The sequence below is a fragment of the Pseudomonas sp. MWU12-2319 genome, from assembly GCF_023242525.1.
GTDB lineage: Bacteria > Pseudomonadota > Gammaproteobacteria > Pseudomonadales > Pseudomonadaceae > Aquipseudomonas > Aquipseudomonas gingeri_D.
Genome location: NZ_JALJES010000006.1, coordinates 182056 through 206123, shown reverse-complemented (window position 1 = coordinate 206123; position 24068 = coordinate 182056). Strand labels below are relative to the sequence as shown.

General features: G+C 63.0%; 20 protein-coding genes. All 20 read right to left on the bottom strand.

From position 1 onward, the window contains the following. Positions 1 to 77: 77 nt before the first annotated feature. The 20 genes from tpx (M5C01_RS12430) to M5C01_RS12335 all read right to left on the bottom strand — a co-directional run bounded on the left by tpx (M5C01_RS12430) (position 78) and on the right by M5C01_RS12335 (position 24049). Positions 78 to 578 (bottom strand): thiol peroxidase, encoded by a 501-nt coding sequence (tpx, locus tag M5C01_RS12430; RefSeq protein WP_152738934.1) that lies wholly within the window; start codon positions 576 to 578, stop codon positions 78 to 80. A gap of 194 nt (positions 579 to 772) precedes the next feature. Then, positions 773 to 1273: a thiol peroxidase gene (tpx, locus tag M5C01_RS12425; protein ID WP_152738931.1), complete on the bottom strand. Its 501-nt coding sequence runs from the start codon at positions 1271 to 1273 to the stop codon at positions 773 to 775. A 161-nt stretch (positions 1274 to 1434) separates the two neighbouring features. Next, positions 1435 to 1929 carry a hypothetical protein gene (locus M5C01_RS12420; RefSeq protein WP_103494085.1) on the bottom strand — a complete coding sequence of 165 codons (495 nt, stop codon included), beginning with the start codon at positions 1927 to 1929 and terminating at the stop codon, positions 1435 to 1437. A 109-nt stretch (positions 1930 to 2038) separates the two neighbouring features. Next, a complete protein-coding gene (locus M5C01_RS12415; RefSeq protein WP_152738928.1) occupies positions 2039 to 2557 on the bottom strand; it encodes a GNAT family N-acetyltransferase in 519 nt (172 codons plus the stop codon). Positions 2558 to 2670: 113 nt separating this feature from the next. Then, positions 2671 to 4041, bottom strand: coding sequence for an exopolysaccharide Pel transporter PelG (pelG, locus tag M5C01_RS12410; protein ID WP_103494083.1), 1371 nt, complete (start codon positions 4039 to 4041; stop codon positions 2671 to 2673). Further along, positions 4042 to 5559, bottom strand: a complete 1518-nt coding sequence (gene pelF, locus M5C01_RS12405) for a GT4 family glycosyltransferase PelF (RefSeq protein ID WP_103494082.1) — start codon at positions 5557 to 5559, stop codon at positions 4042 to 4044. Then, positions 5556 to 6545: a HEAT repeat domain-containing protein gene (locus tag M5C01_RS12400; protein ID WP_152738925.1), complete on the bottom strand. Its 990-nt coding sequence runs from the start codon at positions 6543 to 6545 to the stop codon at positions 5556 to 5558. Before M5C01_RS12400 ends, pelF begins: the two co-directional genes overlap by 4 nt. Beyond that, on the bottom strand, positions 6523 to 7893 hold the full coding sequence (locus M5C01_RS12395; RefSeq protein WP_152738922.1) for a PelD GGDEF domain-containing protein: 1371 nt from the start codon (positions 7891 to 7893) through the stop codon (positions 6523 to 6525). The genes M5C01_RS12400 and M5C01_RS12395 overlap by 23 nt, the downstream gene beginning before the upstream one ends. Before the next feature lie 5 nt (positions 7894 to 7898). After that, positions 7899 to 8420 carry a penicillin-binding protein activator LpoB gene (locus tag M5C01_RS12390; protein WP_152738919.1) on the bottom strand — a complete coding sequence of 174 codons (522 nt, stop codon included), beginning with the start codon at positions 8418 to 8420 and terminating at the stop codon, positions 7899 to 7901. A 28-nt stretch (positions 8421 to 8448) separates the two neighbouring features. Next, positions 8449 to 12039 (bottom strand): tetratricopeptide repeat protein, encoded by a 3591-nt coding sequence (locus M5C01_RS12385; protein WP_152738916.1) that lies wholly within the window; start codon positions 12037 to 12039, stop codon positions 8449 to 8451. Further along, a complete protein-coding gene (locus M5C01_RS12380) occupies positions 12017 to 14827 on the bottom strand; it encodes a bifunctional glycoside hydrolase 114/ polysaccharide deacetylase family protein (protein WP_152738913.1) in 2811 nt (936 codons plus the stop codon). The genes M5C01_RS12385 and M5C01_RS12380 overlap by 23 nt, the downstream gene beginning before the upstream one ends. Before the next feature lie 79 nt (positions 14828 to 14906). Next, a complete protein-coding gene (locus M5C01_RS12375; protein WP_152738910.1) occupies positions 14907 to 15839 on the bottom strand; it encodes an NAD-dependent epimerase/dehydratase family protein in 933 nt (310 codons plus the stop codon). A gap of 331 nt (positions 15840 to 16170) precedes the next feature. Then, a complete protein-coding gene (locus tag M5C01_RS12370; protein ID WP_152738907.1) occupies positions 16171 to 17148 on the bottom strand; it encodes a LysR family transcriptional regulator in 978 nt (325 codons plus the stop codon). A 57-nt stretch (positions 17149 to 17205) separates the two neighbouring features. Continuing rightward, positions 17206 to 18159 carry a peptidylprolyl isomerase gene (locus tag M5C01_RS12365; RefSeq protein WP_178129827.1) on the bottom strand — a complete coding sequence of 318 codons (954 nt, stop codon included), beginning with the start codon at positions 18157 to 18159 and terminating at the stop codon, positions 17206 to 17208. After that, a complete protein-coding gene (locus M5C01_RS12360; RefSeq protein ID WP_152738903.1) occupies positions 18156 to 18644 on the bottom strand; it encodes a YbjN domain-containing protein in 489 nt (162 codons plus the stop codon). Before M5C01_RS12360 ends, M5C01_RS12365 begins: the two co-directional genes overlap by 4 nt. A gap of 20 nt (positions 18645 to 18664) precedes the next feature. Then, positions 18665 to 19312 carry a DNA repair protein gene (locus tag M5C01_RS12355; RefSeq protein WP_152738900.1) on the bottom strand — a complete coding sequence of 216 codons (648 nt, stop codon included), beginning with the start codon at positions 19310 to 19312 and terminating at the stop codon, positions 18665 to 18667. A 16-nt stretch (positions 19313 to 19328) separates the two neighbouring features. After that, positions 19329 to 21026: a putative porin gene (locus tag M5C01_RS12350; RefSeq protein ID WP_152738897.1), complete on the bottom strand. Its 1698-nt coding sequence runs from the start codon at positions 21024 to 21026 to the stop codon at positions 19329 to 19331. A gap of 40 nt (positions 21027 to 21066) precedes the next feature. After that, positions 21067 to 21771: an energy transducer TonB gene (locus tag M5C01_RS12345; protein ID WP_152738895.1), complete on the bottom strand. Its 705-nt coding sequence runs from the start codon at positions 21769 to 21771 to the stop codon at positions 21067 to 21069. A gap of 2 nt (positions 21772 to 21773) precedes the next feature. Continuing rightward, positions 21774 to 22199, bottom strand: a complete 426-nt coding sequence (locus M5C01_RS12340; protein ID WP_152738893.1) for a biopolymer transporter ExbD — start codon at positions 22197 to 22199, stop codon at positions 21774 to 21776. Positions 22200 to 22210: 11 nt separating this feature from the next. Beyond that, positions 22211 to 24049, bottom strand: a complete 1839-nt coding sequence (locus tag M5C01_RS12335; RefSeq protein ID WP_152738891.1) for a MotA/TolQ/ExbB proton channel family protein — start codon at positions 24047 to 24049, stop codon at positions 22211 to 22213. Between the last annotated feature and the right edge of the window lie 19 nt (positions 24050 to 24068).

Below are 24068 nucleotides of genomic sequence, written 5' to 3'. Positions count from 1 at the left end.
GACACTGAAGCACAAATAAAAACAGCCTGAACAGGATCAGGCTGTAAATAATTATAAACCACTTGTTTCAGAGCCGTTTATTGCAGGGCCGCGAGTGCCGCCGCGTAATCGGGTTCCTGGCCGATATCCGCCACTAGTTCGCTATGCAACACCTTGTCGTGCGCGTCGAGGACTACGACCGCACGGGTAGTCAGGCCTGCGAGGGGGCCATCGACGATTTCCACGCCGTAGTCGCGCATGAACTCGCGGCCGCGCAAGGTGGACAGGTTGACGACCTGGTCCAGACCTTCTGCGCCGCAGAAACGTGCCTGGGCAAATGGCAGGTCAGCCGAGATGCACAGCACCACGGTGTTTTCCAGCTGGTTGGCGCGCTCGTTGAACTGGCGCACGGACTTGGCGCAGGTCGGAGTGTCGACACTGGGGAAGATATTCAACACCTTGCGCTGGCCGGCAAGGCTGGCAAGGGTGATATCGGAGAGGTCCTTGGCCACCAGGGAAAACGCGGGAGCCTGGGAGCCGGGTAGCGGTAATTGTCCGTTGATCTGGACCGTTACGCCCCTGCGGGTGACTTGAGCCATGTGTTTGCCTCCTTGTAAACACGAAATCCTACCTTGAAGCGGGCTTTCCTAGATAGCAATGTCATCTTTAGCCCTGCTATTACCGGCTTACAAAATCGGCGTTTTACCGCTAACTATCGTCGAACTCAATAAATATGGGAGTCGGCCTGCTGGCGATAGCAGTCTCGCCTTCACCGCAAACCGACTCCTTGCCATTACTTCAGAACAGCCAGGGCCGCTTCGTAGTTAGGCTCTTCGGCAATTTCCTTGACCAGTTCGCTGTGCAGCACGTTGTCGTTCTCGTCCAGCACGACGACGGCGCGAGCGGTCAGGCCGGCCAGCGGGCCGTCGGCGATTTCAACGCCGTAGTTCTTAATGAACTCACGGCCACGCAGGGTCGACAGGTTCAGGACGTTTTCCAGGCCTTCGGCGCCGCAGAAGCGTGCCTGGGCGAACGGCAGGTCAGCCGAGATGCACAGCACCACGGTGTTGGCCACGTCGTTGGCCTGGGCGTTGAACTTGCGCACGGAGGTCGCACAGGTCGGAGTATCGACGCTTGGGAAAATGTTCAACACTTTGCGCTTGCCGGCAAAGCTGCCCAGCGTTACGTCAGCCAGACCTGCGCCCACCAGGGAGAATGCTGGAGCCTTGTCGCCGGCCTGCGGCAATTGACCGTTGACCTGAACCGGGCCGCCTTTGAGGGTGACTTGAGCCATGAACTGAATCCTTCTAAACGGTTTCGATAAGAAGGTCGGGGTTAAACATGAAAATGCCACCCGACCTATGGGGCAGATAAAGTGTCACAGGATTTGCGGCCCGGCAAACCCTCTCGGGCTTTTTTTCTTGTGGGAATCCGGGCGCGACCACAGCGGACGCTTCAGTGATATTCGCGGGGAATCAGGCTCTGCAACTGCAGGGCCAGGAAGTCGGCATCGAACGGATAGATGTCCGCGTCCTTGAGGCCGTTGGTCTTGCGCCACTGCCAATCGCCAGTTCCCGGCACACCCACCAGCGAAACGCTGCCATGCCGGGCCGCCGTATGGCCCATGACCGCGATGGAAATCGTGCCGCCAGTGCCCATGACCTCCGGGACAAACTCCATCACTCTGCCGGCGATCTGGATCGTCAGCTTCTGGGTCTTGAAGGGCGATACTTCCACCGCCAGGTTGGGGCCGAAAGCCACGTAGGCTTCGCGCTGGGTTTCCAGCAGGTTCGGGCTCTTTACCGGGGCCAGCCACTGTTCCATGCGATCGAACAACTCGACGATACGCGCCGTCCAGTGTGCCGATTGCTTTTCAAACAGTTGCTTCTTGTGTGTTTCAGTCTCGGCGTAGTGCCGAAGCATTTCCCCCAGTTGCTGTACACCATTCATTGGAGCGCTCCGTGGGTGAACCTGAATCGAAGGCCCGATCATGGCAGATCGCACCGCGGGATGTGCGATTAACTCGACCGGGCACTGTCGCACGCCGCCAGATCAGTGTTCAGGCTGGCCGACGAAACCGCGCCATGTTCAGGGTATTCACCAGACCACCGTCGCGAATCGCGTAATCACGCATCACGCCCTCATCCTCGAAACCGAACTTGCGATACAGACCCTGGGCGGCGACGTTATCGGCATACACCGTCAACTCGACCCGGTGCAGGTTCATCCAGTTATCGGCCACATCCAGCACGGCAGCCAGCAGTTTCGAACCGACGCCCTTGCCCTGCCAGGCGCTTGCCACGCCCATGCCGATGGTGCCGGCGTGGCTGCGGCGCACACGAGCGTATTGTTCCAGGGAGCAACTGCCGATCACCACGCCCTGATGCAGCGCCACCAACGAGAGCAAGCGTTCATTGTCCTGGCGCTGGAGCAGCCGCTGACGCCAGACTTCGACAGACTGAAACGGCATTTGCAGTACCTGGCGGCAAACGGCGGGTTCGTTATAGAGAGCCGTTATGCCGTCGATATGGGCTTCGCGGAAACGCTCGATGACGATGGAGGGGGTGTCGGCTGGCATCGTTTTTTTATCCATAAAAATAACAAGGCCAGCCAGTGTAGAGTGATTCGCGGCAAGCTGGCAAAGCCTGCTCCGGCATCCGCTCTTGCGCTACCGCAAGACCATTTTACCCCTTAGCGCGACAGCATAAAGGTTTCGTACTCCAGGTCATCCAGCGCGGTCGACAAGCGCGCCAACCCCAGCAGCACGCACGCCAGCAGCGAAAAGGTGAACCCGTAACCGAAGAAACTCGGCCCCAGGTAGAGGCTGAGAAAGGTCAAGGCGGCGTTGAGCACGACGAACAACAGGCACAGTTCCAACACGATCGCCCGTTTGTCGAGGTAGAAAAACACGTTGAGAATCGCCATGAACACCACCTGGATGCTCACCCCGATCAGGTCGATGTAGAACAGCGGCAAGTAGTAGCTGGACATGCCCAGCCACTCCAGCAGGCGCGGACCGAACAGGAACAGCAGGACCACCGTCAGCCCCTGGACCTTGCAGATTTCCAGCAGGCCCTGGCGAATCGAGAAGGTCATTTCGGCTTTCAACGAAGCGATATGGCGCAAGGTCTCGCCATCACGCACCGCGCGAAACAGGCGGTCGTACCATTCGGCGAAGTCGGTTTCGATCCGCACCAGGAACACCGCCATCCCGGGAATGATCGCCAGGTAGGCGAGGAAGATCGGCAAGTCATAGAGAATCGAGGCGCGCATCGGTCCGATCACCTGGCTCGAGGTGTCCGGATTGAACCAGAAGATCAACTTGTCGATCCAGATCCCCAGGTTGTAGCAGAGCCCGGTGAGCAGCAGGCTGACAAATACCTGGCGCCGATCGAGGAAGTCGAAGGCCACCAGTTTCTCGGCGCGGTACTCACGCAGGATGTCGTAGAGAAACAGGAACAGCAGTGTGCTGTGGCCGAGCAACAACGCCAGCAGCAAGCCTTCCATCCCCAGGTAACGCAGGAAGAACGCGCTGCCGACCATCAGCGCATAACCCGCCAGCATCACCAGCAGGATGCGGTTATAGGCCTTCATCCCGGAGAGGAAGATGATCACCAGCCACAAGTTGCAGAGCACCACGAAGTTGGCCAGCGTCAGCAACCGGTAGACCAGCGGCTGGTCGAACAGCGTGGCCAACAGGATGATGCCCAGCAGCCCGGAGCCCAGGGTCACCAGCAGCAGCACGCCGACCAGGTTCGGCAGGATCTGCTCGTACTTGCGCTCGAACAGGCGGTCGGAGACGAAACGGGTGAAAAACAGCTGCAGCCCGCCGGTGAGGATCAGCGACGTGGCCATCAGGTAGGTCACCGTGATCAGGAACTGGCGGATCAACACCTCCGGGACCACCAGCCCAAGGCTGATGACCCCCACCAGCATCACGCTGAGAATCGACAGGACCCAGGGTCCGGAACTGATCAGGCCGGCGTAGACATACGCGTGCAGCGTCGCCGTGTAGGAGTCGCGCGAGAGAATCTTGCGCAGTTCGAAACCGATGCCGGCCATTTACACAGTCCCCATGGCAGCGTGATAAAGCGTGCGATAACGGTCGATCATCAAGGTCTCGCTGTAGTAACGGTGAACCCGCAGCAAACCCGCGGCCTGGGCCGACTTCCAGCGCTCGGGGCTGCGCAGCAGATCGGTGATCGCCAGGGACGTGGCCTGTGGATCAGCGATTGCCACCACCTCCCCGGCCAGCCCGAGATCACGGTCGGCCGCGGTGCCGCCCTCGATCAGTTCGCGGCAGGAGCCGACGTCGCTGCTCACCACCGGCGTGCCGGCGGCCCAGGCTTCGAGAATCACCAGGGGCTGCGCCTCGCTGATCGAGGTCAGGACCATCAGGCCCAGTTGCGGCAGGATCTCCTGGATTTTCTGGAAGCCGAGGAACAGCACCTGTTTTTCCAGGCCCAGACTGGCCACCAGGCTGCGACACTCGGCGACGTATTCGGGGTCTTCCTCTTCCGGCCCGACAATCCAGCCCTCGACCTGCGGCATCACGCTGACCACCCCGCGCATGGCGCGCAGGAAGGTCTTCACATCCTTGATCGGCACGACCCGACCGATCAGCCCGACCACCGGCGCGATCCCTGCGGCACGGGCGTTGAGGGCCTGGGTCCAGAGCTCCAGGTTGATGCCGTTGGGGATCACCTGGGTACGCGCCGGCGGCGCGCCGTCCTTGATCTGTCGCTGGCGGTTGCCATCGTACAAGGCAATGATCTGGTCGGCGCTCTCGTACACCAGATGGCCGATGCGTTCGAAGAAGCGCACCCAGAGCATGCGGATATAACCGGTGCCGGTAGCCATGCTGTCGTTGAGCGCCTGGTTGTTGCTTTCGGCGATCCAACTGGCCTGGGCCAGGTCGATCTTGCGCTCCTTGGTGTAGATCCCATGCTCGCTCAACAGCAACTGGCAACCCCACAACTGCTTGAGGATACAGCCCACAAGCCCCGCATAACCGGTGGAAATCGAGTGCAGGACCCGTGCTCGCGGCATCCGTCGGGCGGCATCGGCCAGCATCAGCAGTGGCGACTGCATGGTGCGCAGGGTCCAGAAATAATTGACGAAGGACGGATCGGCGCAATGCTGCTCATAACCTTCGGTCAGGGCCTCCCAGCTGGGGCGGCTATAGAGCACATCGTCCAGGGTAATCCGCCCCTGGGCCAGGGCGTCGAGCACGCCAAAGCCCAGCTCGGCGGGCGGCTTCTCGGGGTTGTGCAGATAGCGGTAGAGATTGCTCAGTTCTTCGAGGGACGCGCTATGCGCGACCCGCTTGCGCTTCGGATTACGCCAGGCTTCCTCCAGGTACACCTCTTCGATATGCACCACGTTCGCCGGGATCTCATAGCGCCGCTGACCATAGGCTTCACGCTGGCCACCGATGAACAGCACCGAAAAGGTCAGTTGCGGCAACCCGAGGATCAGTTGGTGAATCCAGCCGGATACACCGCCGCGTACATAGGGCCAGGTACCTTCGAGCAGCAGGCAGACATCGGCGATTGGCGTTGGATTGGCGGGCTTTTTCATGTCCAGGTCCTTACCAGCCCGGCAAAGGGCGGGCGTTGTTGCAGCTCCGGCGGCAGGCTTTTCAACAGCCCCGGAATCTCGCTATAGCGTCCCGTTTCAAAGGCAATTTCAGCACTGAACGGCAGGACTTTGGCCGGGTCCATGCCCGCCTGCTCGGCCTGGTGCATATGCAGGCGCGCCTTGCCGATATCGCCGCGTTCCAGGGCAATACGCCCGGCCAGCAGCAGCAACTCACCGCCCTCACCCGCTTTCAGCGCCAGCTCGGCATGCTCGCCGGCTTGCCCGAGGACGTGCTGCTGGACGCTGCCCTGGGCCAGGCCCAGGTAGGCCAGCTCCCAGTACCAGCGAGCCAGCGTGGCGTGCAAGGCCCCGGCCTTCTGTGCGGGCGCGCCGGGCAACTGCGCGAGGGATGACTGGATACGCAGGTTGATATCGCTTTCCTGCTTGTCGAGCATCGAATACGCCAGCAGACGGACATCGTCGCTCGGATCGCCCAGGGCCAGCTTGAGAATCGGCACCGCTTCCTTGCCCGGCATCCGTCGAGTGGCGAGCAGTGCCGCCAGGCGCTGGTCCGGGTCCGACGCATGGCGCAACACATCCTGCAGGCCACTGTCGCCGAAGGTTGGCGAATGCAGCTGGATCTGCGCCCGAAACGGCAGGTCGGGAATGCCCACTGCCTGCCACATCTGCATCTCGCGCTTGCGTGGCAGGTACAGGGCCGGAAAGATCGCCGCGACCACCCCCACGGCACCGATCAGCGGCACAAAAAACGCCAGGCTGAAGATAAACAACGGGCTCCATGGCAACGGCGCGCGGTAACGCGCCGGCAGCAACAGCCACACCGCCGCGGTCAACAGGCCGCAGGCGATGCCATGGGTCATGGTGTACAGGAGCGCGATCTGCGGGTCGGGCAGGCGGGTCGTCAGACTGGCCCAGCTCCCGGCTTCGAAAAACAGCGCCCCGCTAAACAGCCACTTGCTGAACATTCAGGCCACACTCGTTATGCAGGAAGTTACGCAGCCCGTCCCGTTGCCGGGCCGACTCCAGATCGTAAGGCAAGACATTGACCCCAAGGCCGGACAGCTCCACGCTCATGCCGAAGTGTTCGTGGATCAGCGTGCCCAGACGCATCAGATAACCTTGGGCGCCCTCGGCGCTGGTCAGCGGCAGCAGCACCAGCAACAACGCATGCCCGCGGTTGTTGGCCAAGGTCAGGTGCAGGTCCAGTCCACGCTGGCTGCGTTCGAACAGCCGGGCCAGCTCATCGTTGCTCCGGGTCAGCTCGAAGGCATAGAGGCAGCCGGACAAACCGTGCCGTTCGACATCCAGCAACGAACGCTTGAGCTGGCGGGTGAAGTGCTGGGCGTCGGCATCCTCCAGTTGCAGCACCTGCGGGTCGTGGTGCAGCAGATCGGCAATATGCCCGGCCAGCAAGGCCAGCAGACTGAGGGTCCGTTCCTGGAAAGCAAAGAACGGCATCTGCCGGACCGCGAGGATTGCCAGCATCCGGCCCTCGGTATCCAGCAGCGGAATGCACGCCTGCAACGACGACACCGAGGCTTGGCCGCCAGCGTCGATCAGCTCTTCGCGCACGCTCACCAGTTCTTCGCGCTCCAGGCACAACTTGACCAGCAGGTCCTGGTTGTCCAGAGTCCCCATGACCCCGGTGGAGGCCAACAGGGTCAAGCTCGGTGCGGCGTTGCGCGGCGAGTCCAGACGGTACAGCCCGGCCACCCGCAACGAACCGTACTGGCCGAGCAAGGTCAGCACCGGTTCGGCCAGCAACGACAGCGAATCTTCGCCATTGGGCGCGGCACGCAGGCGCTCACGCAGGCCCAGCAACGAGCTGCGCAGGCTCTGGTCGCTGCCCGCCAGGCGCTGCTCCAGGCGATCGTGGGAGACCCGCAGTATCTGGTGCGCCCGGGTGAAATCGTCGAGCCGGTACTGGCGATACTCGTTGGCCATCTGCAAGCGCAACAGGCGCCGTTCCCACAGATCCCGCACTTCACCTACCAGCATCCCGCAGACCAGCACGCCGACAATGTAGGACGGCGCGATCTGCGCGTAGCCTTGCAGTCCCGACTGGCGCAGGACGAAGAACGTCGCCACCAGCAGGCTGGCACTGATCAGGCCACGGACAAAGCCGTAACGGACCCCCAGCAACAGCGGCGCCAATAGCGACCAGGGAAACCCGCCGCGTACCTGCAACGGGTCTTCAGGTGTCAGCCAGAGACCGAAGCCGATGACCAGCGCGGTCACCAGGAAGGTTTCCAGCCATGACGCCGGACCGCTGGCGCGCGGTGCCAGCGCGTAGTCCATGTGTGGAGAGTTCATCGCAGTCACTCGATCCGCAGGCCGCCGACAAGCTTGTCGAGGACCTTCTGGGCCGCGCCGGCCAGGCTTTCGCGGGACCAGCCGGCGCGGGCACCGCTATTGCTCCAGAGGACCTTGCCGGTGCCGGCTTCGACCACCCGCAGGCTGATACCCACCGCCGGTTCGCCATCCAGGCCGTTCTTGTACTGCCACTCTTCGACGCTGCCGGACACCACATAGTCGAGCTTCTGTTCACGGGCCCAGTCCATTGCCCCGGCGAGGCGCTCGTTATCGTCGAGCAGGGCCTGTTCGCCCTGCCCTGGCGGGCCGGCATAGACCTGCGGTTGCAGGCCACGGCTGCTCAACACGCTGAGCAGGATCTGCTCGCCGCGCTCACCGGCTTGTGGCGTCTGGGAATAGTTGACCAGCGGCAACACCCCCCAACGGGCCTTGCTCGACAGTTCCGGACTGTTTTGGCCGGTAAAGCTGCTGCAACCGGCCATCAACACGGCGACCATCGCCAGACTCACGCAACGAATCGTTTGCATAAGGTTAACTCCTCTTTGAATTCCATGATCAGCGTCCAAAACGCACGCTGTAACTGACGCCCGCGGTACCGCCAGACTTGCCTGTGCCGCCTTGCGGCGCCGACTGGTAGCCGAAGGTCACTGCCAATTCGTCATTGCCCAATACCTCGGTACCGACACCGGTACTGACGGCGTAGTTGATGGTGTTATCGGTCCACTGCCAGCCCGTGCTGAGATCCACCAGCCAGGTGTACTGCCCGCGCGTGCGGTTCAGTGCGCCGGGGAAACCGCGCCGCCAGGAACTGCCGAAGAACCACTGGCCGTACTGTTTCTGCAGCAAGGTCTGGCTGGTGATCTGACTCGGATCGTCAAGTTCGAGCCCGGCCAGGTCGATGCCCCCGCCCAGGGTATTGGCCAGATTGGCCAGTGAGCGGTTGTTCAAGCTGTTCTGCTGGTAGTCGATACCGCTGCGCAGTTCCCAGTTCGGCCCTTCGAACTGCAAGGTGTGGTCAAACTCGATCTTCAGTGCCTGGCCCTTGCCCAGATCATCGCCGCCGCGGGTCGCGAACCAGCGCTGGGCCAGGTTCCAGGACAACTGGTCGCGAGCCGAGTAGCGATGCCGTCCGCCGGCCCAGAGATCATCCTGGCGGCCGAACGCGCGCATCAACCCGCTGTCCTCGTTCTTGCGGTGCCAGTCGGCACCGGCATCCAGCTCGTTGCCGCTGTCCACCTGCCAGGTCCGGCTGACACCGAGCCCATTGCGGTCATCGTCCTGGCGCAGGCTGCTGTCGAAGATCAGCTTGTAATTGCCACTCTCCAGTTGCCGCTGCAAGGTCAGCTCGGTATTGGTCTCGCTGCCCAAACGCGACGGCTCCAGGGTCTCGCCACTGTATCGACCCTGCTCCAGCACCAGCTTGGCGTACCAGTTGTCGTTCAGATAACGCGCGCTGGTCAGCCGTGGACCGTTGAATACCAGTCCACCGTAGTCCTGATGCTCCCAGGCGAGCAGCACGCCCTGCGGGGTGCGCTCGGTCATTTCAATGGCCTGGCGGCGCAATTGCTCACGGATCGCCGGCGGCTGATCGTCACCCAGTGCCGACAGGTCCACGGCCAGGGCTTCAGCGCCGCGTCCCAGGCTATTGAGCGCCTCGACCTGCTGCGCCGGATCCAGCTCGCCGCTGCTCACCAGGTGTTCCAATGCGGCCCGATTGCTGCCGCGCAGGGCTTCCTGGATCTGCTCGTAGCCATTGATCTTCAGGCCACGGCTACGGGCCCAGGCCAACCAGTCGTCTTTCTGCGCCGACTGATTGAGGTTATCCAGGCGTGCCAACAACTGGTCGAACCACAGTTGCAGCATCGGTTTGGAGCCATCCCGCCATTGCATTGCCTGGTTCAGCGCCTTGCGCGACGAATAGCTGCTGGCCAGCAGGCGTAACCAGGTGCTGTAGCCCTGCGGGGTGGCGCGAATCTGCTCCGGCGTCACCTCGCGGTCGAGCTTGAGCCGCAAGCGCTGGGCCGACTCGGCGTAACCGGCGCCTTCCAGCGCATCGGCATAGGCCGCCTGGACCATCCAGTCCCCGGCGTTGGCTTGCAGGTAGAGGCGATACCAGGCCAGGGCCTCGGTGTTGCGCCCGACCAACTGGCTGGCGGCGGCAAACGGCAGCCACAAGCTGCTGTCGCTACGGGCCAGGGCACGCCATTGCTGCAGCAACGGTTTGATTTCGCTGCTACGGCCCAGGTCGACGTACAGCCACAGCAGGCGCTCACGGAAGGTATTGTCATCCGGGAAACGGCTCAACCCCAGGCGATACAGGCGCAAGGCCTCCTCGCTCTGCCCTTGCTGCACGGCCAACGCACCACGGGCCGCCAGCACCTGGGACCGCTCGGAAGCCTCCGGGTACTGCTCGGCATCCTTGAGCAGATCGATCACCAGCGGCCAGTCCTGAAGGTCCTGGGCCAGTTGCAAGGCGGCCACCAGGCGCTGCGGGGCGTGACCCTGCTTCCAGCTGTCGACGGTCAACTGCAAGGCCTTGCGTGGATCCCGGGTTCGATAGAGAGCAATCAGCTCACTCTCGTCGCCGGTATTGAGCGAGCCCTTGATGGCGAGCATTTTCTCCAGCGCGAGCCGCAGCTCGTCGTCCAGCTCCAGGTCCCAGGCCAGCGCCGCGCGGGATTGCCAATAGTCGAGATCATTGATCTTGTTGCCATCGACCGCCGTGATCACCTTCCAGGCCGACGGGCTGTCAAACAGCTTGAGGTGGTTGTTGGCCCAGTCGACCCGTTCGGTACTGCTCAGAGGGAAGCGTTTGGCGAAGCTCTGCCAGACGTCCAGGCGCGCCGTGTATTGCTCGGTGTTTTCCAGGTTCTGCAACAGCCGGACCCAGGCCAGGCGATGTTTCGGATACTTGGCGACATAACGACGCAACCAGGCTTCAGCCTGCTCGGGAGTGCCACGTGACTCTTCGGCGTACACCAGGGCATCCAGCTCGACATTGGTCAACGCTCGCGTGTCCATGATCCCCGCCAGCACCGGAATACCCCGATCGAAGTCGTAGGTCTGCATCGCCAGGCGCCAGGTGTGCTCGAATTCAGCAGGGTTGTCGCGCAGTTTGCTCAGGGCGATCCAGTAGCCCAGCGCGGCTGCCGAGTCGTCCTGCCATTCGGCGATATGGGCCATCTGCTCCAGCAACGCCGGATCGTCCGGGCGCTGTTCGAGCAGTTGCAAGCCCGCCGCGTGCGCCCCCGGCAGATCGCCGAAGGCCAGGCGCTGCTTGAACTCCTTGGCCAGCACTTGCGGGCTGTCGGGCTGCAATTTGCGCCATTCGCTAAAAAACTGCTCAGCCAGGTCGGTACGGTTATGCGCCACCGCCACATCGACGCCCAGGTCAAGCAGCGCCGGATCGAATTGGCCATCCGGTTGCGCGAGCAACTCCCTGGCCAGCAGCTCGGCCGCCTGATCGCCTCGATCAGCGGCTACCAGGCCCTCGAAGGCGGCCTGGAGGAACTGGCGCCGCTCTTCGGGTTTCTGGCTACTTGCAAGCAGCTCGATATAGAGATCCGCCGCCCGTCCGGGCTGTTCACTGGCCAGGTACCATTTCGCCGCTTCGGTCAGCCGTTGGTCATGCTGTCGCGGATCGCGGCGCGCCAGTTCGGCATAGCTATCCGCGGCCAGGCCCGGTGCCTGGGCGCTCAGGGCCAACGGCGCCAGGTGTTCGAGTTGGGGCGTTGGCAACGACTTGTAGTCGAAGGCCTTGAAACGTTCGGCCAGAGCCTGCAATGCCGGGCTATCGCTGCTGTTGTTCAATGCCAGGGCATCGAGTTGCAGCCGATAATAGGTTTGCAGGGTCGAATCGGCTTGCGGCCAATCAGCCAGATGCTTTTCGGCGCGTGGGTATTCACCCAGCTGGATCAGCAGGTCGAGCAACTGGGTTCGCAGCTCGCTGTTCTGCGGGTGCGCCGCCAGCAGCACCTCGGCGTAGCTGGCCGAAACCTCGTCCGGCGCGCCACCCTTGGGACGAAAGGCTTCTTCATTATGAAAGGTCGCCCACAGCAGCACGCCGACGGCGATCGCCACCAGCAGCAGCGCCCAGGGATTGAGCAGCCGCGTGCTTTTAGCCTTAGTTGCAGAGGAGTTGGGCATCGCTCACCTGCTTCAGCGGAAGTTGGAAATGCCACAGGCCTTGTTCGGACCGGCCCGCGTAATGTTGCCCGTCAACCTCGACCCGGCAGGCGCCGGCCGAGCGTACCGAAAACTCCAGGTTGAATTCGCCGGCGAAGGCGAAGGTCACCTGCCGGTCATTCACATAACGCCAGTCAAGCAAGGGGATATTCGCCAGCTCCAGCGCCGGGCGCGGGTCACGCTCAGCTCGCAGAGCCAACAGCGCCCGGTCGCTGCTCAGCGCCACATAACGGCCCTGGGGCAGATCGCGGACACCGGCCACGCCCTGGGAACGACCCAGGTCCGGCCAGCCGAGCGCCGGATCCAGGCGCAGGGTGCGCAATCCATCCATCCCACGCACCTGCCAATCGCCCTCGGCGGTTCGAGCCAGGCTGGCCTGGTACAGACCGTGAAGCCGATCCAGGTAATCGCTCATCCATAACGACATCGGTTGCTGGCCGCGCATGAACTGGTAGATGTCGGTCATGGCCTTGATCGATGCCTGCTTGGTCCCCGAATAGAAGTGGTAATACAGATGAATGCCGCGCAGGCGTCGTGGGCTGTCGGTCAACTCGAAGGTATCGATCACATCGCGAAAACCGTAGTACGGGCCCTTCCACAGGTTGGTGTACATATTCTCGTTGATCACCGGCGCGTAGTACTGCAAGCCACCGGCGGTGGGCCGCAACAAGGGATACAGGCCGGTCAGCGACGGATTGGCCTTGGTCAGGATGGTCTGGCCACCGTTGACGTTCTTCAGCCCGGCGTCATAGGCCAGCTTGATGGTTTCCGCGCTTGGCAACGCATCACCCGGCCAGAAGATCATCTTCACCGGCTTTTTCGCGGTGGTCAGACGGCTATTGATGTAGTCCCGCGAGCCAACGATCTCGCGCTGGTAGTCGAGGGTCTTGTAGCCCGGGATATTCAGCCGCAAGCCGTATTCGGCATGGAAATCTTCGTCCTGCCTGGCCTTGTCCGGCTGCATATAGAACGGATGGCTGTAGGTGTGGGTCGCCACTTCGACCTTGGGATCGGCAAAGATCTCCTGGGCGATCGGTTCCAGCTCCCGGGCCAGGAAAGGCGACATGCCCTTGGGCCCGACCTCGCCTTCAATGATCGACACCGAGGTCAGGAACGGATTGGGACGAATGTAGTCGGCCAGCACCTGGCGCCCGGAATACGGCGTGCCGCGCACTTCGGCGTGGGACGGAAAACCATCGCCATCGATATGCACCGTGGCGATCCGCCGGCCATTTTCGGTAGTGCTGTCCGGGCGTGGCTGGGCCGGCAGGCGCAAGGCTTTCTGGATGAACGCGAACGGATCGAGAATCCAGCGGGTCCGTTCGACATTGGCTTCCACGACATAGGGTGCCAGGGCCATGCCGCCCCAGTCGCCGGTGACCACGGGGGCGAACTTGCCGCCCTTGCCGTCACCCAGCAACAAGCCCGGTTGCGGTCCGCCGGGCAGCAGCGTCACCCGGGTCAACTCGCGGCTGCGTGGGACCACTGGCGCCTCAAAGGCACCGAGCAGCGCCTTGTCCTGGCTGAGTACCTGCAAGGTATCGCGATCCCCCGGCGCGGCGAGGTTCAGGCCCAGGCGCTTGAGCAGCGAGCGGTCTTCGATCGGCAGGCCGGCCATGATCGCCAGGGGGACCTGTTCATCCAGGCGCTTGCCGATCCAGCTATAAAAGGCACGACTGTCTTGCGGCGGGCCGCTGGTCATCCACACCACCACCCCGGCGTACAAACCGGCGAAGCTGTAGGACGGCAAGCTGTCGTCGACCGGCAGGTAATCCACCCGATAACCCAGGTATTCCAACAGGCCTCCGAGCATCCGGTGGCCGGCGTGATCATAGAGTTCACCTTCACGCGGGTCATAGAGCATGGCGATACGCCGCGGCTGCACCTCCACGGTGCTCATGCTGATGGCATTGAGGTCCGGGGTCGTGACCACCGGGATAAAGCCTTCCTGGCTCAACTGACGGACCAGTTTGCGGGCTTCTTCACGCCGCGTGGACGGCAGGTAGTCGATGGCCACCAGCGGGATATTCCGCGCCCGCAGCGGTTTGAGCTCACCTTCCAGCCAGTTGCGGTCGGACTCGGACACCGGGCGATAACGCTTGGCCGAGGCATCCCAACCGGCATGGATCGATTCGACGGCGACGGCCGAGGCTACGTCATCGAGCTCAGCCAGTACCTCGAAGCCGCGATTGAAGAACAGCTTGAGGTCTGGCTGGCGGCGGTGCAGCTCGCGCAGAAACGCTACCAGCGCCTTGCGCTGCGGTTCGCGGTTGGCTTCGGGGAGCAATTGAAAGCTGTCGAGGGTATCGAGGAACAGGCCGGCATAGCCCTGCTCCTGCAACGCTTTGGCGCGCTTGAACAGATGTTCCCGCCAGGCCGGCGTGGCGATGTCCATGACCTGGCTGTCCCAGGCCTTGTTACGGATGCTGCTGGCGCCCTGTGTCAGCGCTTCCTTGTCCAGGGCGGCACGGTCGCCGTCGAACTCACCCACCGACAGGTAGGCGAATGGCTGGCTGCCGAGTTTGCGCAAGGTGGCAACATCGGCACCGGTCATATGGCCGGGTTCGACCACGGCCCATTCGAACTGTGCCAACTCCTGCAAGGGCGGCTGCTCGGCGTACCAGAATCCGACGCTGGCGGGAGCCGCCGGAGCGGCCTGTAACGCTGAATTCGTTACACACAATGCCAACGCGGCGAACAGACGCCGCACCATTTTGCAGACGCGCGCCCTGGGAAACTCGATTTTCATAACTCACTCTTTAGTAGATCAATCCGCGCAACATCAGACTACCGGCGCCACGCAATCGGGCGCCTGCAAGGCGATGCAACTAAAGACTGCGATAGAGGCGTGCCAAACCGTCGGCCATGGCGGTCGACGCTCCTAGCTCAAAGCGTTCGCACAATCGGCGGTTGTCCGCCTTGGAGTGCCGGATGTCTCCGGAGCGGGCCGGGGCATGACTCAGGTTCAGGGACTTGCCGCTGATCTGTTCCAGGGCGGCAATCAGGTCATTGAGCGTAGTCACGCCACCGAGCCCGACATTGGTGGCATCGACGGGAGGCTGCGCACATTCGAGACCCTGGACGAGGATCTTCACCAGGTCTTCGACATAGACAAAATCGCGGGTTTGCCCACCGTCGCCGAACACCGTGATCGGCCGTGCGGCTTTCGCCCGCTCGCTGAAAATGCTGATGACTCCGGAGTACGGCGATGACGGGTCCTGGCGCGGCCCGAAAATATTGAAGAAGCGCAGGATCACTGGCTCCAGTCCATGCTGGCGGCGATAGAAATCCAGGTAGTGCTCGCTGGCGAGTTTGTCCGCCGCATAGGGTGTCAGGGGGGATTTGGGCGTGTCTTCAGCAATCGCGGTGCCCTCCCCGTTATTGCCATACACCGCCGCGCTGGAGGCAAACACCACACGCCGGATACCGGCGGCGAGCATCGCCTCGCAAACCCGTAGGGTGCCAATGAAATTGCTCTGGTGGGTACGCACCGGGTCTTCGACCGAGGCCTGGACCGAGGCCACGGCGGCCAGGTGCACCACCGCACTGCAACCCTGCATGGCTTCAGCCAGGACGGCGGCATCGGCGACATCACCGACCACCAGCTTCAGGGAAGCATTGTTCATCGGCAGGTTACTCACCTTACCGCTGGACAGATCGTCCAGGACCCGAACGGCATGGCCTTTGGCCAATAACGCATCCACAAGATGAGAGCCAATGAAGCCGGCGCCCCCTGTAACCAGTATCCGTTCGGCAGACATAAATCATCCCAAGAGAAAATGTGGCGCAATCTTCATCGTCTGATGCTGGCACTGCTGGAAGGGAGCCGAGGCTATTCGCCTTGATGGCTGATCTTTCCTGCGCCGCCCGCTCTCTTTTAAGGGCTGTGTCGCCTTTTCATGGAGAGTCTTCAGAACGATGGCGTCAAAAAAACATGAGTAAAGTCAATTACTCAAGCACGCCATAGTGGGATATCAAGCTGATATCGTCAAGAATATGTCTATGTTTTTTATATTTTTTAACCAGCCCTCAAAAAAAGCCAATATTTTGGCTGTAGACTGCAAATCTGAAACCCACGAGCTGGCATCACCGCTACTCAAACCACTCCCGCCGCTCCCTGAACGTGCCCAGCACCAGATCGACGATCAACTGCACCTCTTCCCTGCCCTCGGCCTCACGGCGAGTCGCCAGCCAGGCCCGACGCTGCATGGGTTCCTCGAACAACCCCGGCAGTGCCACCAGCCCACGATCGAAACGGGTGATATAACAAGGCAACAAACCGATGCAGGCGCCGCACCGGATCATTTCCAGCATCAGCTCATAGGAATGCACCTGCACCACGCCCGCCAGGCGCTGCTCCACCAGATGGTTCCACGGTTGGAAGTCGTCGATCTGCCGATCGTGCTGCCATTGCACCAACATGTAGTCTTCAAGATCGGCAATCACATCCGGGCGTGCCGCCACCCGCGAATAACGCTTGGCGATATGCGGCAGGTAATCCAGCCGTACCAGGGGCTGCGGCGGGCTGATGGCGAAGCTCGGCCCCGAGACCGGCGAGTCCGGGCCGCACAGCCAGACCACCACGTCGGCGCTCAAGGCCTGCAAGGACATCACGCTGTCCACCGGGATGATTTCCAGGCGGATGCTGGCATTGCGGCGCAACAGCGCGATGAGGTCGCGACCGAGGATGTCGTGCAGGATCGACTCGGCAATCGCCAGGCGTACCAGCGGCTGTTCCAGGATCGGCAGGCGCCGTTCATGGGCCAAAGCGAGCAGTTGCGCCTGCAACTGCTGGCCGTCACGGCTGAGGATCAGGCTGCTGCCCTCATACACGAGCAGCGGTCGATTGGCGCGTTCTTCCAGCAACGCCAACTGCTTGCGCAGTTGGGTCGACTTGATATTCAAGCTGCGCGCCGCCTGCATAAAGCAGCCGCAGCGGGCACTGGCCAGAAAGACCTGGGCCGTCTGCGGTTCCATCAGCCTGGCCAAGGCCAGCCAGGGCTCGTGCGGCTCGCTCGGGCTGTGGTAGCCCATGACGCCCACTCGCGGGGCGTCTTCATTCAACGACATAATACTGACTCCCTGTCGGCATCCGGGGACGCCCAACCATCCAATGGCAATTTCTTGTCAGGGCTTTTCTTCCAGCACCTGGTTCAAGGCCGCACCGTCGACACTCAAGGTCGCGGTGTTGAGCATGCCTGCCAGGTAAGCCTTGGCAATCTGTTCCTGACGCTGGCTGCGCAAGGCTTCGCGCAGACGGTCACGCAGTTCGTCCAGGGTCGCGGTGCGCGCCGGCTGTATTTCGTTGAGCTTGACGATATGGAAGCCCGCCGGACTCTGCACCGGATCCGCCACCGCACCGGTCTTGAGCCGCGACACCGCGCCACGCACCTCCGGCAGCAGTTGCTGCAGCGGTTGCAGACCGGCATCGCCACCGCGCTTGGCGCTGTCGCGATCCTGGGAATACTGGCCCGCCAGCGCGGCGAATTCTCCCGGTGCGGCCTGGGCTCGACGACTCAGTTCCACCGCCTGTTTACGCACGCTTTCCAGCGACTGCTGATCCGGCACGGCGAGGAAAATCTGGCTGACCCGGTACAACGGCGGCGTCTGCCAGGCCGATTTGCCGCTGTCATAGGCCTGTTGCAGTTCCTCGGCGCTGGGGTAGTCCGCCGGCACCTGGCTGACCGACGCCAGGTAGCTGCGAAAGACGATCTGCTCGGCGGCGGCGCGGGTCTGCTGCTCGATATCCGGGCGCTGCGGCCAGCCCTGGGCATCGGCCTGTTCGATCAGCGCCTTTTCTGCCAGGCGCGTCCGCAGCCAGCTTTCCAGGGCCGCACGATTGCCGCGCAGTTGCTCACGGGAATCGGCCGGCAGGGCCGCAAACACGGCTTTCAGTTCCTGGGCATCGACTTGCTGGTTGCCCAGGCGGGCCACGGCCGGGGCGTTCGACGTCGGTTGCAGCGTGGCGGGTGCCGGCTGCACCGCCGCCACCGGATCGCTGCCCGGGCGCATGACCAGGGCCACCGCACCGACCAGCACGGCCAGCGCACCGGCGCCGGCCAACAGGTTGCGTTTTTTCACAGGGTCGCCTCCTCCTCATGGGCCGCAGGCTCGACACCGGCTTGCGGTTGGGCCTGCAACTGCGCCGCCTGCTGGCTGTAGTCACGCAGGTAGACAATGAACTCCTGCAGCAGGCGATCCCAGAGTTCCAGGTTGCCGCGCAGGTAGTTGGCGCTGACACCGGCGGCCACCACCACATCCATTTCCATCACCAGGAACTCGCCCTGTACCGACATGCGGGCAAAACGCCGCGAAGCATTCCACAACTCGGCCAGGCCGGCCGGCAGCTCACCTTGCACCCGCAGGGCACAGCTGTAGGTGAAGTCGACATACCCCCCCTCGCCGGCCGATGGATTACCGAAGCGCACGGCGTAACCGATGCCCTGGCTGGCGCTGAGCAGTTGCACGATACCGTTCTGCTCGGTGCGATTGACCCGGTAGCCGGCGCCTTGCAGCAGCAAGGTCAGGCTGTCCGGGGTCACGTGCTCGATCAATTGTTCGCTCATAAATTGTTCTTCCTTGCAGGTCATTGATTGACGGATGCGTGGGTCGCATCGAACTGGTTCTTGTAGAGGTTGTCGCCGAAGGTCTGCGCCATTTCCTCGAACTTGACCCGGGCCCCGCCGGCAAACGGCTGGCGAATCTTCATCACCTCGGCCACATCGATTTTTTCGTAGGCGGCGAGGATCTCCTTGGCGACCCCGTACATCTGTTGATTCTTGACCGAACATTGCTGCACTTGTGTGTCACGCTCGGTCAACTGCACCTGCAAGCGCGCGCGCTCGGCTTCCTTGGCCTTGGCCAGCACCAGCAGGTCGTCATAGGCTTTCTTGAACTTGCCCAACTGTTCGTTGCTGGCGGCGGCAAACGCCTGGGCCTGGTTTTGCAGGTTCTGTTGCTGGCCGACCAACTGCTCGCTCAACCCCTTGGCCTTGGCCAGCTCTGCTTCGAGCTGCTTGATCTGCGCCTGGGCCGCCTTGGTCTGGTTTTCGGCGGCGATCCGTGCCGCGCCGGCCTGGGCCTGTTCGCTCTGCAACGCTTGCAATTGCTGGGTGGTGCTACGCAACTGGGTGCGCAGGCGCTCTTCCATGCCTTCGGCGGACGCGCCATTGGCCAGCGCCACGCCGACCAGCAGCAACAACGTCGACCAACGCACCTGGGCTCGCATGTTCATGGGGTCTCCCTCGCGCTTAGAAGCGCGTGTTGATTTCAAGCTGCATGACATCGATATCGAACGGCGCGCCATACACCGCCTCCGAGTTGAGCCAGCGCGCGGTGGCGATCACGTTCTTGTCCAGGCCGTAGTTGGCCCCGAGGAAGAAGCCCTTGGCGTTGGTCCCGCCGAGGTGGAACGAGTTGTCGTTGAAACCGTCGGGCAAGGCATCCGGCTGGATGTACTTGTAGCCGCCGAAGACGTTCCAGTCGCCCTGGCGCTTGAGGTCCAGGGCGTTGCCGAGGGTGAACTGGACCATCATGGCATTGGCGCCGCTCTGGATTTTGCCGTCGTTGTCCAGGTTGTTGACGATCTGGCCCGCGGCCCGTCGGTTCATTTCGCCTTCGTCGTAGCCCAGGTTGTGCACGTAGTCGGCCTGGCTGCGCAGCTTGAAGTCTTCCGGCAGGTCGCTGTCGAGCACCAGGTTCAGGTCCAGCAGATTGAACTTCGAGGCCAGGCCGACGAATTGCGGTTGTGCCGTGGTGGTCGGGGTCAAAGGGTTGATGGCGATGTCCCGCAGCAGGAACACCGTGTTGCCCTTCTGCATGAACGCGGCGCGGGTGCCGTCGGAGCTGCAACCCGGGTCCCCGGCCCAAGGTCTACAGGTGTCGGAGCGCTGGCCTTCGATGTCGTCGAAACGATAGTAGGCCAACGCCCCCTTGAGCTTGTTGTGCTCGCTGAACTGCCAGGTCGCCCCGGCTTGCAGACCGTAGAGCCACTTGTCGGCGCTTTTTTGCTTGTCGTAGCCGTTGCTGCTGGCGGTGTCGGAGCTGTACTCGATGGGGAACGCGCCAACGGTGCCGAACACGCCCCAGTCGGCGTTGAGCTTCTGGTTGAAGATCGCCGCCACACCATCGAAGTTCAGGTCGGGGGAATACAAGATGTCGGTGGAGAAGAACGGGTTGGCGATACGCCCGCCGGTGAGGCTCAAGCGGTCGGAGTACTTCCAGGTCAGGTAGCCCTGGTCGAGCCAGAGGTCTTTCTTGGCGAAACCACCGCCGAGCACCTGGGTGGTCGAGACCGGGTTGTTGTCGGTACCGGTGCCGATGCGGATGCCAGCGGTCCAGTCCGGGGCGACAACCGCCTTCATACCCAGCCGGGCGCGGATGCGCAGGGAGTCGCCGCGATCTTCGCGGGTGTTGAGCAACGGTGGCAGGCTGGTGCTGGTTTTCGGGTTGACGTCGTAGGGGCCGCTGGCATTGAGCTTGGCAAAGTCGACGATCTGGTTGCTGTTGCCGCTGGAGTAATAACGCGACTCGTCGCGCAGGCGCAGGTCGCCGTCGAAGCTGATGCGCGAGACCCAATCCGGGAAGGTATTGGGCTGCGCCCAGTTTTCCTGCTTGGCGGTGGCCATGACTTCGGCCTTGACCTGGTCGCGGATCTGATCGCGGACAATGGCCGGGACGTATTGCACGCGAACCTCGCCTGGCGTCGCGGGCGGCCCGCTGGCGGCAACGGCGCTGGCCTGGCGCGCCTGCAGGGCTTCTTTCTCGGCCTGGGCGATCAGCCCGTCGGCCTGTTCCTGCTTGAGCACGCCCTGCTGCACCAGCAGGCGGATCAGGTTGATCGTGGCGTTTTCCGACGGCGCCGCGGGCGTTGCCGCTGCCGCCTGGCCGACCAGGGTCGCGATGACCAGGCCGACCGCCAGGCTCAATCGATTCACATTGGAAATCATTTGCACACAACTCCTATGACAAGACTGCGAATGGGGTGAACTAGCCGGGACGCCGGCCTTGCAAGGCAATACGCACCGGCAGGGTGATCGACGCCGGCGGCCGTTCGCTCAAACGCGGCGCGGCGCGCAGGGCGGCCAGTACCTGGGCATCGAGCTTCGGATCGCCACTGGACTTGACCAGCTCGGCCCGGGTGATCTCTCCGGCCGCGCTCAGCCAGATATCGGTCTGCAGCGCAAAAGCCAGGTTGCGCAGTTGCGGGTCTTCCTTGAGCAAACGCTGGAAGGAATACGCCAGGAACTGGCTGTAGGTGCCGTTGCCCAGGCGCCCTCCTCCGGCTCCGGCCATGCCGCCGCCCTTGCCCGCGCCGATGTTGAAAGCGTCACCGCCAGACTGGGCGTCGCCGTCGATCTGCATCGGGTTTTCCAGGTCGTTGACCGGTGACGGCGGCGCTTCGTCCTGGGGCTTGACCTGTTCCGGTTCCGGGGTTGGTTCGGGGATCTTTTCTTCCACCGGGGTTTCCGGCTCCTTGGGTTTTTCCGGCTCGGGTGGCGGTGGCGGAGGTGGCGGCAACGGAATCAGCATCGGCACCTTCGGTGCCTCCCGGCGCACACCACTCATGTCGTGGGCCCACTGCCACAGGAACCAGGCCGCAACGGCCCCCAGCAGCAGCCCCGCGCCCCATTTCAACGGGCGCAACGGCGACTTCTTCACGGGGTCGGGGCTGATCGGTAATTTCGCGGTCATGGTCAGCCCTGGGTCGGTTTGCCGGTGACCAGCCCGACCTGGGACAACTCCAGGCGCCGCAGCAGGTCAAGCACTTCGATGACTTTCTGGTACTGCACCGTGGCGTCGCCGCGCACGATGATCGGAAAGTCCGGACTCTGGGCCTTCTCGATGCGCAGGCGCTCCTCCAGCTCCGGCAGCGTCACCGGATAGGCGTCGAGAAACACCTGGCCACCGTCGTTGACCGAGATGGCCTTGGTCTTGGCCTGGGACATCGACACCGAGGCGCTGGCCTTGGGCAGGTGGATCTGGATGCCCGAGACCTGGGCGGTGGCGGTGAGGATGAACATCACCAGCACCACCATCAGCACGTCCACCAGGGGCGTGATATTGATGCTGTCCACTGGCGCATCATCGTCATCGTCGTGGGAGGCATTTACGCTAGCCATGGCTGTTCCCCTCAGGCCGGAATCGACGTGGTTGGTTGATCGGCATGCAGGCCACGGCGCTGGGCGTTTTCGTGGGAGTGGCTCTCGCCGTGCATCTCGGCCAGGCGGGTGATGAACTCGTCGACGAACACCCGCATGTCGGCGCTGACTTCCTTGTTGCGGGTGATCAGGCGGTTGTAGCCGAACAGCGCCGGGATCGCGACAAACAGGCCCATGGCCGTGGCCAGCAAGGCCGCCGCCATGCCGGGGGCGATGGCGTTGATATTCACGTCACCGGCCATGGCCGTGCCGAGGAACACCACCATGATCCCCAGCACGGTGCCGAGCAGGCCGATATAAGGGCCGCCGGCGATGGCATTGGACAGGGTCGACAGCTTCGAGCTCAGTTGCTGGTTTTCCCGGGTGCGCACGCCGTCCATGGAGCAGCGGATCGCCTCGATGGTCGCCGCCGAGACCGTCGAGGTATCGGCGCCCTGGGCACGGCGAGTACGGATCTCCTTGACCGCCACCAGGTACAGGCGCCACAGCGAGGAATGCTCCAGGCGTCGGGCCAGGTCCTGGTCGTCGGCAAACATTTCCAGGCGGGTGCCGATCTGGGCGAATTGCTCGCGAAACAGTTCGTTGGCCCGGCTGACCCGGCCCAGGGTGCCGTTTTTGCGGATCATGATGAACCACGACTGGAACATCATCAGCACCAGGACCGCGATGATCACCCAGGCGTCCGCCGGCACCGCCTTGAGCAGGAAGCCCAGGCTGCCGAAGCCGAAGCCCGACTGCTCTTCGTCTGCGCCATAGGCCACCAGCTTCGATTCGGCCCCCTGGGACATGGCATCGGCCAGCAGCGCGGCGGCCGGACGCACGACCTTGGACAGGCGCAGTTCGTCGATGGCGCCCTGGAAGGGTTGGTAGAGCGCGGCGACCGGAGCCGCCGGATCGGCGGCGGCGACCGGCAACTCGGCACCCACGGCGATCGGCGAGTTGAACGCAGGGACTTCCTGGGCCAGGCTCGCGGTCTCGCGACCGTTGACGAACAGCGTCACCTTGCTGCCCTGGACGGTGACGGCCAGGTGCTGCCATTGCCCCGGGTTCAGCGCCTGGGTCGAAACCCCGCGCTGGCCATTGACCTCCACGAATGGCGTGCCCTGGCTGACACCGAGCACAAAGGCATGACCGCCTTCACGGCGGGTGATCACCGACTGCTCGCCCGTGGCCTGGTCCAGGCGCACCCAGGCGCTCAGGGTCAGGGCACCGCCGGCGCTGTATTGCAGCGACGGACTGGCCGGCAGCGACAAGGCCTGGCCGCCCAACTGCAAGGCACCGCCGATCACGCCGTCGATACGGCTGCCGGTGGCGTTCTGCGCGTTGTTGGCGAAAGCAGTGGCATCCTTCGGCGGCGTGCCCGCTGCGCCGTCAAAGTGATAGACCGCGGTGTAGTTGGGATCGAACGCCAGTTGGCCGTTGCTGACCGCCGGTGCCTTCGCGTTGCCGTAGTACATCCACAGGTCCTGGCGTTGGCCCCCTTCGACCTTGGGCACATCGACCCAGATCAGCGCCATGCCCATCAGCGGGTCGAAGCTTTCGATCTGGTAGTTGAGCAGGGTCTTGTCGTCCGCCGCGACGAAGCGCAGGTCCGAGCCGTCCTCCTTGACCCCGTCGAAAGTGAAGTTGCCAGTGTGCAGGCGCACCAGCAGGCTGCTACGGCCGGGAGCGTCGTTGATCGCCGCGCCTTGTGGCGTGGTGTCGACGGTAATCTGCTTGCGGTAGTGCCAGTCGTCCTGCCACCAGGCATTGGCGGTCGCCGGGAGCGCGAGGCCCAGGCAGATCAACAGGGATATCATCAGGCGCTGCATGAAAATTGCTCCGTAATTA

Bases quoted from the DNA above. Each gene is read 5' to 3' on its own strand.
- tpx (WP_152738934.1), bottom strand. From the start codon at position 578: ATGGCTCAAGTCACCCGCAGGGGCGTAACGGTCCAGATCAACGGACAA.
- tpx (WP_152738931.1), bottom strand. From the start codon at position 1,273: ATGGCTCAAGTCACCCTCAAAGGCGGCCCGGTTCAGGTCAACGGTCAA.
- M5C01_RS12420 (WP_103494085.1), bottom strand. From the start codon at position 1,929: ATGAATGGTGTACAGCAACTGGGGGAAATGCTTCGGCACTACGCCGAG.
- M5C01_RS12415 (WP_152738928.1), bottom strand. From the start codon at position 2,557: ATGCCAGCCGACACCCCCTCCATCGTCATCGAGCGTTTCCGCGAAGCC.
- pelG (WP_103494083.1), bottom strand. From the start codon at position 4,041: ATGGCCGGCATCGGTTTCGAACTGCGCAAGATTCTCTCGCGCGACTCC.
- pelF (WP_103494082.1), bottom strand. From the start codon at position 5,559: ATGAAAAAGCCCGCCAATCCAACGCCAATCGCCGATGTCTGCCTGCTG.
- M5C01_RS12400 (WP_152738925.1), bottom strand. From the start codon at position 6,545: ATGTTCAGCAAGTGGCTGTTTAGCGGGGCGCTGTTTTTCGAAGCCGGG.
- M5C01_RS12395 (WP_152738922.1), bottom strand. From the start codon at position 7,893: ATGAACTCTCCACACATGGACTACGCGCTGGCACCGCGCGCCAGCGGT.
- M5C01_RS12390 (WP_152738919.1), bottom strand. From the start codon at position 8,420: ATGCAAACGATTCGTTGCGTGAGTCTGGCGATGGTCGCCGTGTTGATG.
- M5C01_RS12385 (WP_152738916.1), bottom strand. From the start codon at position 12,039: ATGCCCAACTCCTCTGCAACTAAGGCTAAAAGCACGCGGCTGCTCAAT.
- M5C01_RS12380 (WP_152738913.1), bottom strand. From the start codon at position 14,827: ATGAAAATCGAGTTTCCCAGGGCGCGCGTCTGCAAAATGGTGCGGCGT.
- M5C01_RS12375 (WP_152738910.1), bottom strand. From the start codon at position 15,839: ATGTCTGCCGAACGGATACTGGTTACAGGGGGCGCCGGCTTCATTGGC.
- M5C01_RS12370 (WP_152738907.1), bottom strand. From the start codon at position 17,148: ATGTCGTTGAATGAAGACGCCCCGCGAGTGGGCGTCATGGGCTACCAC.
- M5C01_RS12360 (WP_152738903.1), bottom strand. From the start codon at position 18,644: ATGAGCGAACAATTGATCGAGCACGTGACCCCGGACAGCCTGACCTTG.
- M5C01_RS12355 (WP_152738900.1), bottom strand. From the start codon at position 19,312: ATGAACATGCGAGCCCAGGTGCGTTGGTCGACGTTGTTGCTGCTGGTC.
- M5C01_RS12350 (WP_152738897.1), bottom strand. From the start codon at position 21,026: ATGATTTCCAATGTGAATCGATTGAGCCTGGCGGTCGGCCTGGTCATC.
- M5C01_RS12345 (WP_152738895.1), bottom strand. From the start codon at position 21,771: ATGACCGCGAAATTACCGATCAGCCCCGACCCCGTGAAGAAGTCGCCG.
- M5C01_RS12340 (WP_152738893.1), bottom strand. From the start codon at position 22,199: ATGGCTAGCGTAAATGCCTCCCACGACGATGACGATGATGCGCCAGTG.
- M5C01_RS12335 (WP_152738891.1), bottom strand. From the start codon at position 24,049: ATGCAGCGCCTGATGATATCCCTGTTGATCTGCCTGGGCCTCGCGCTC.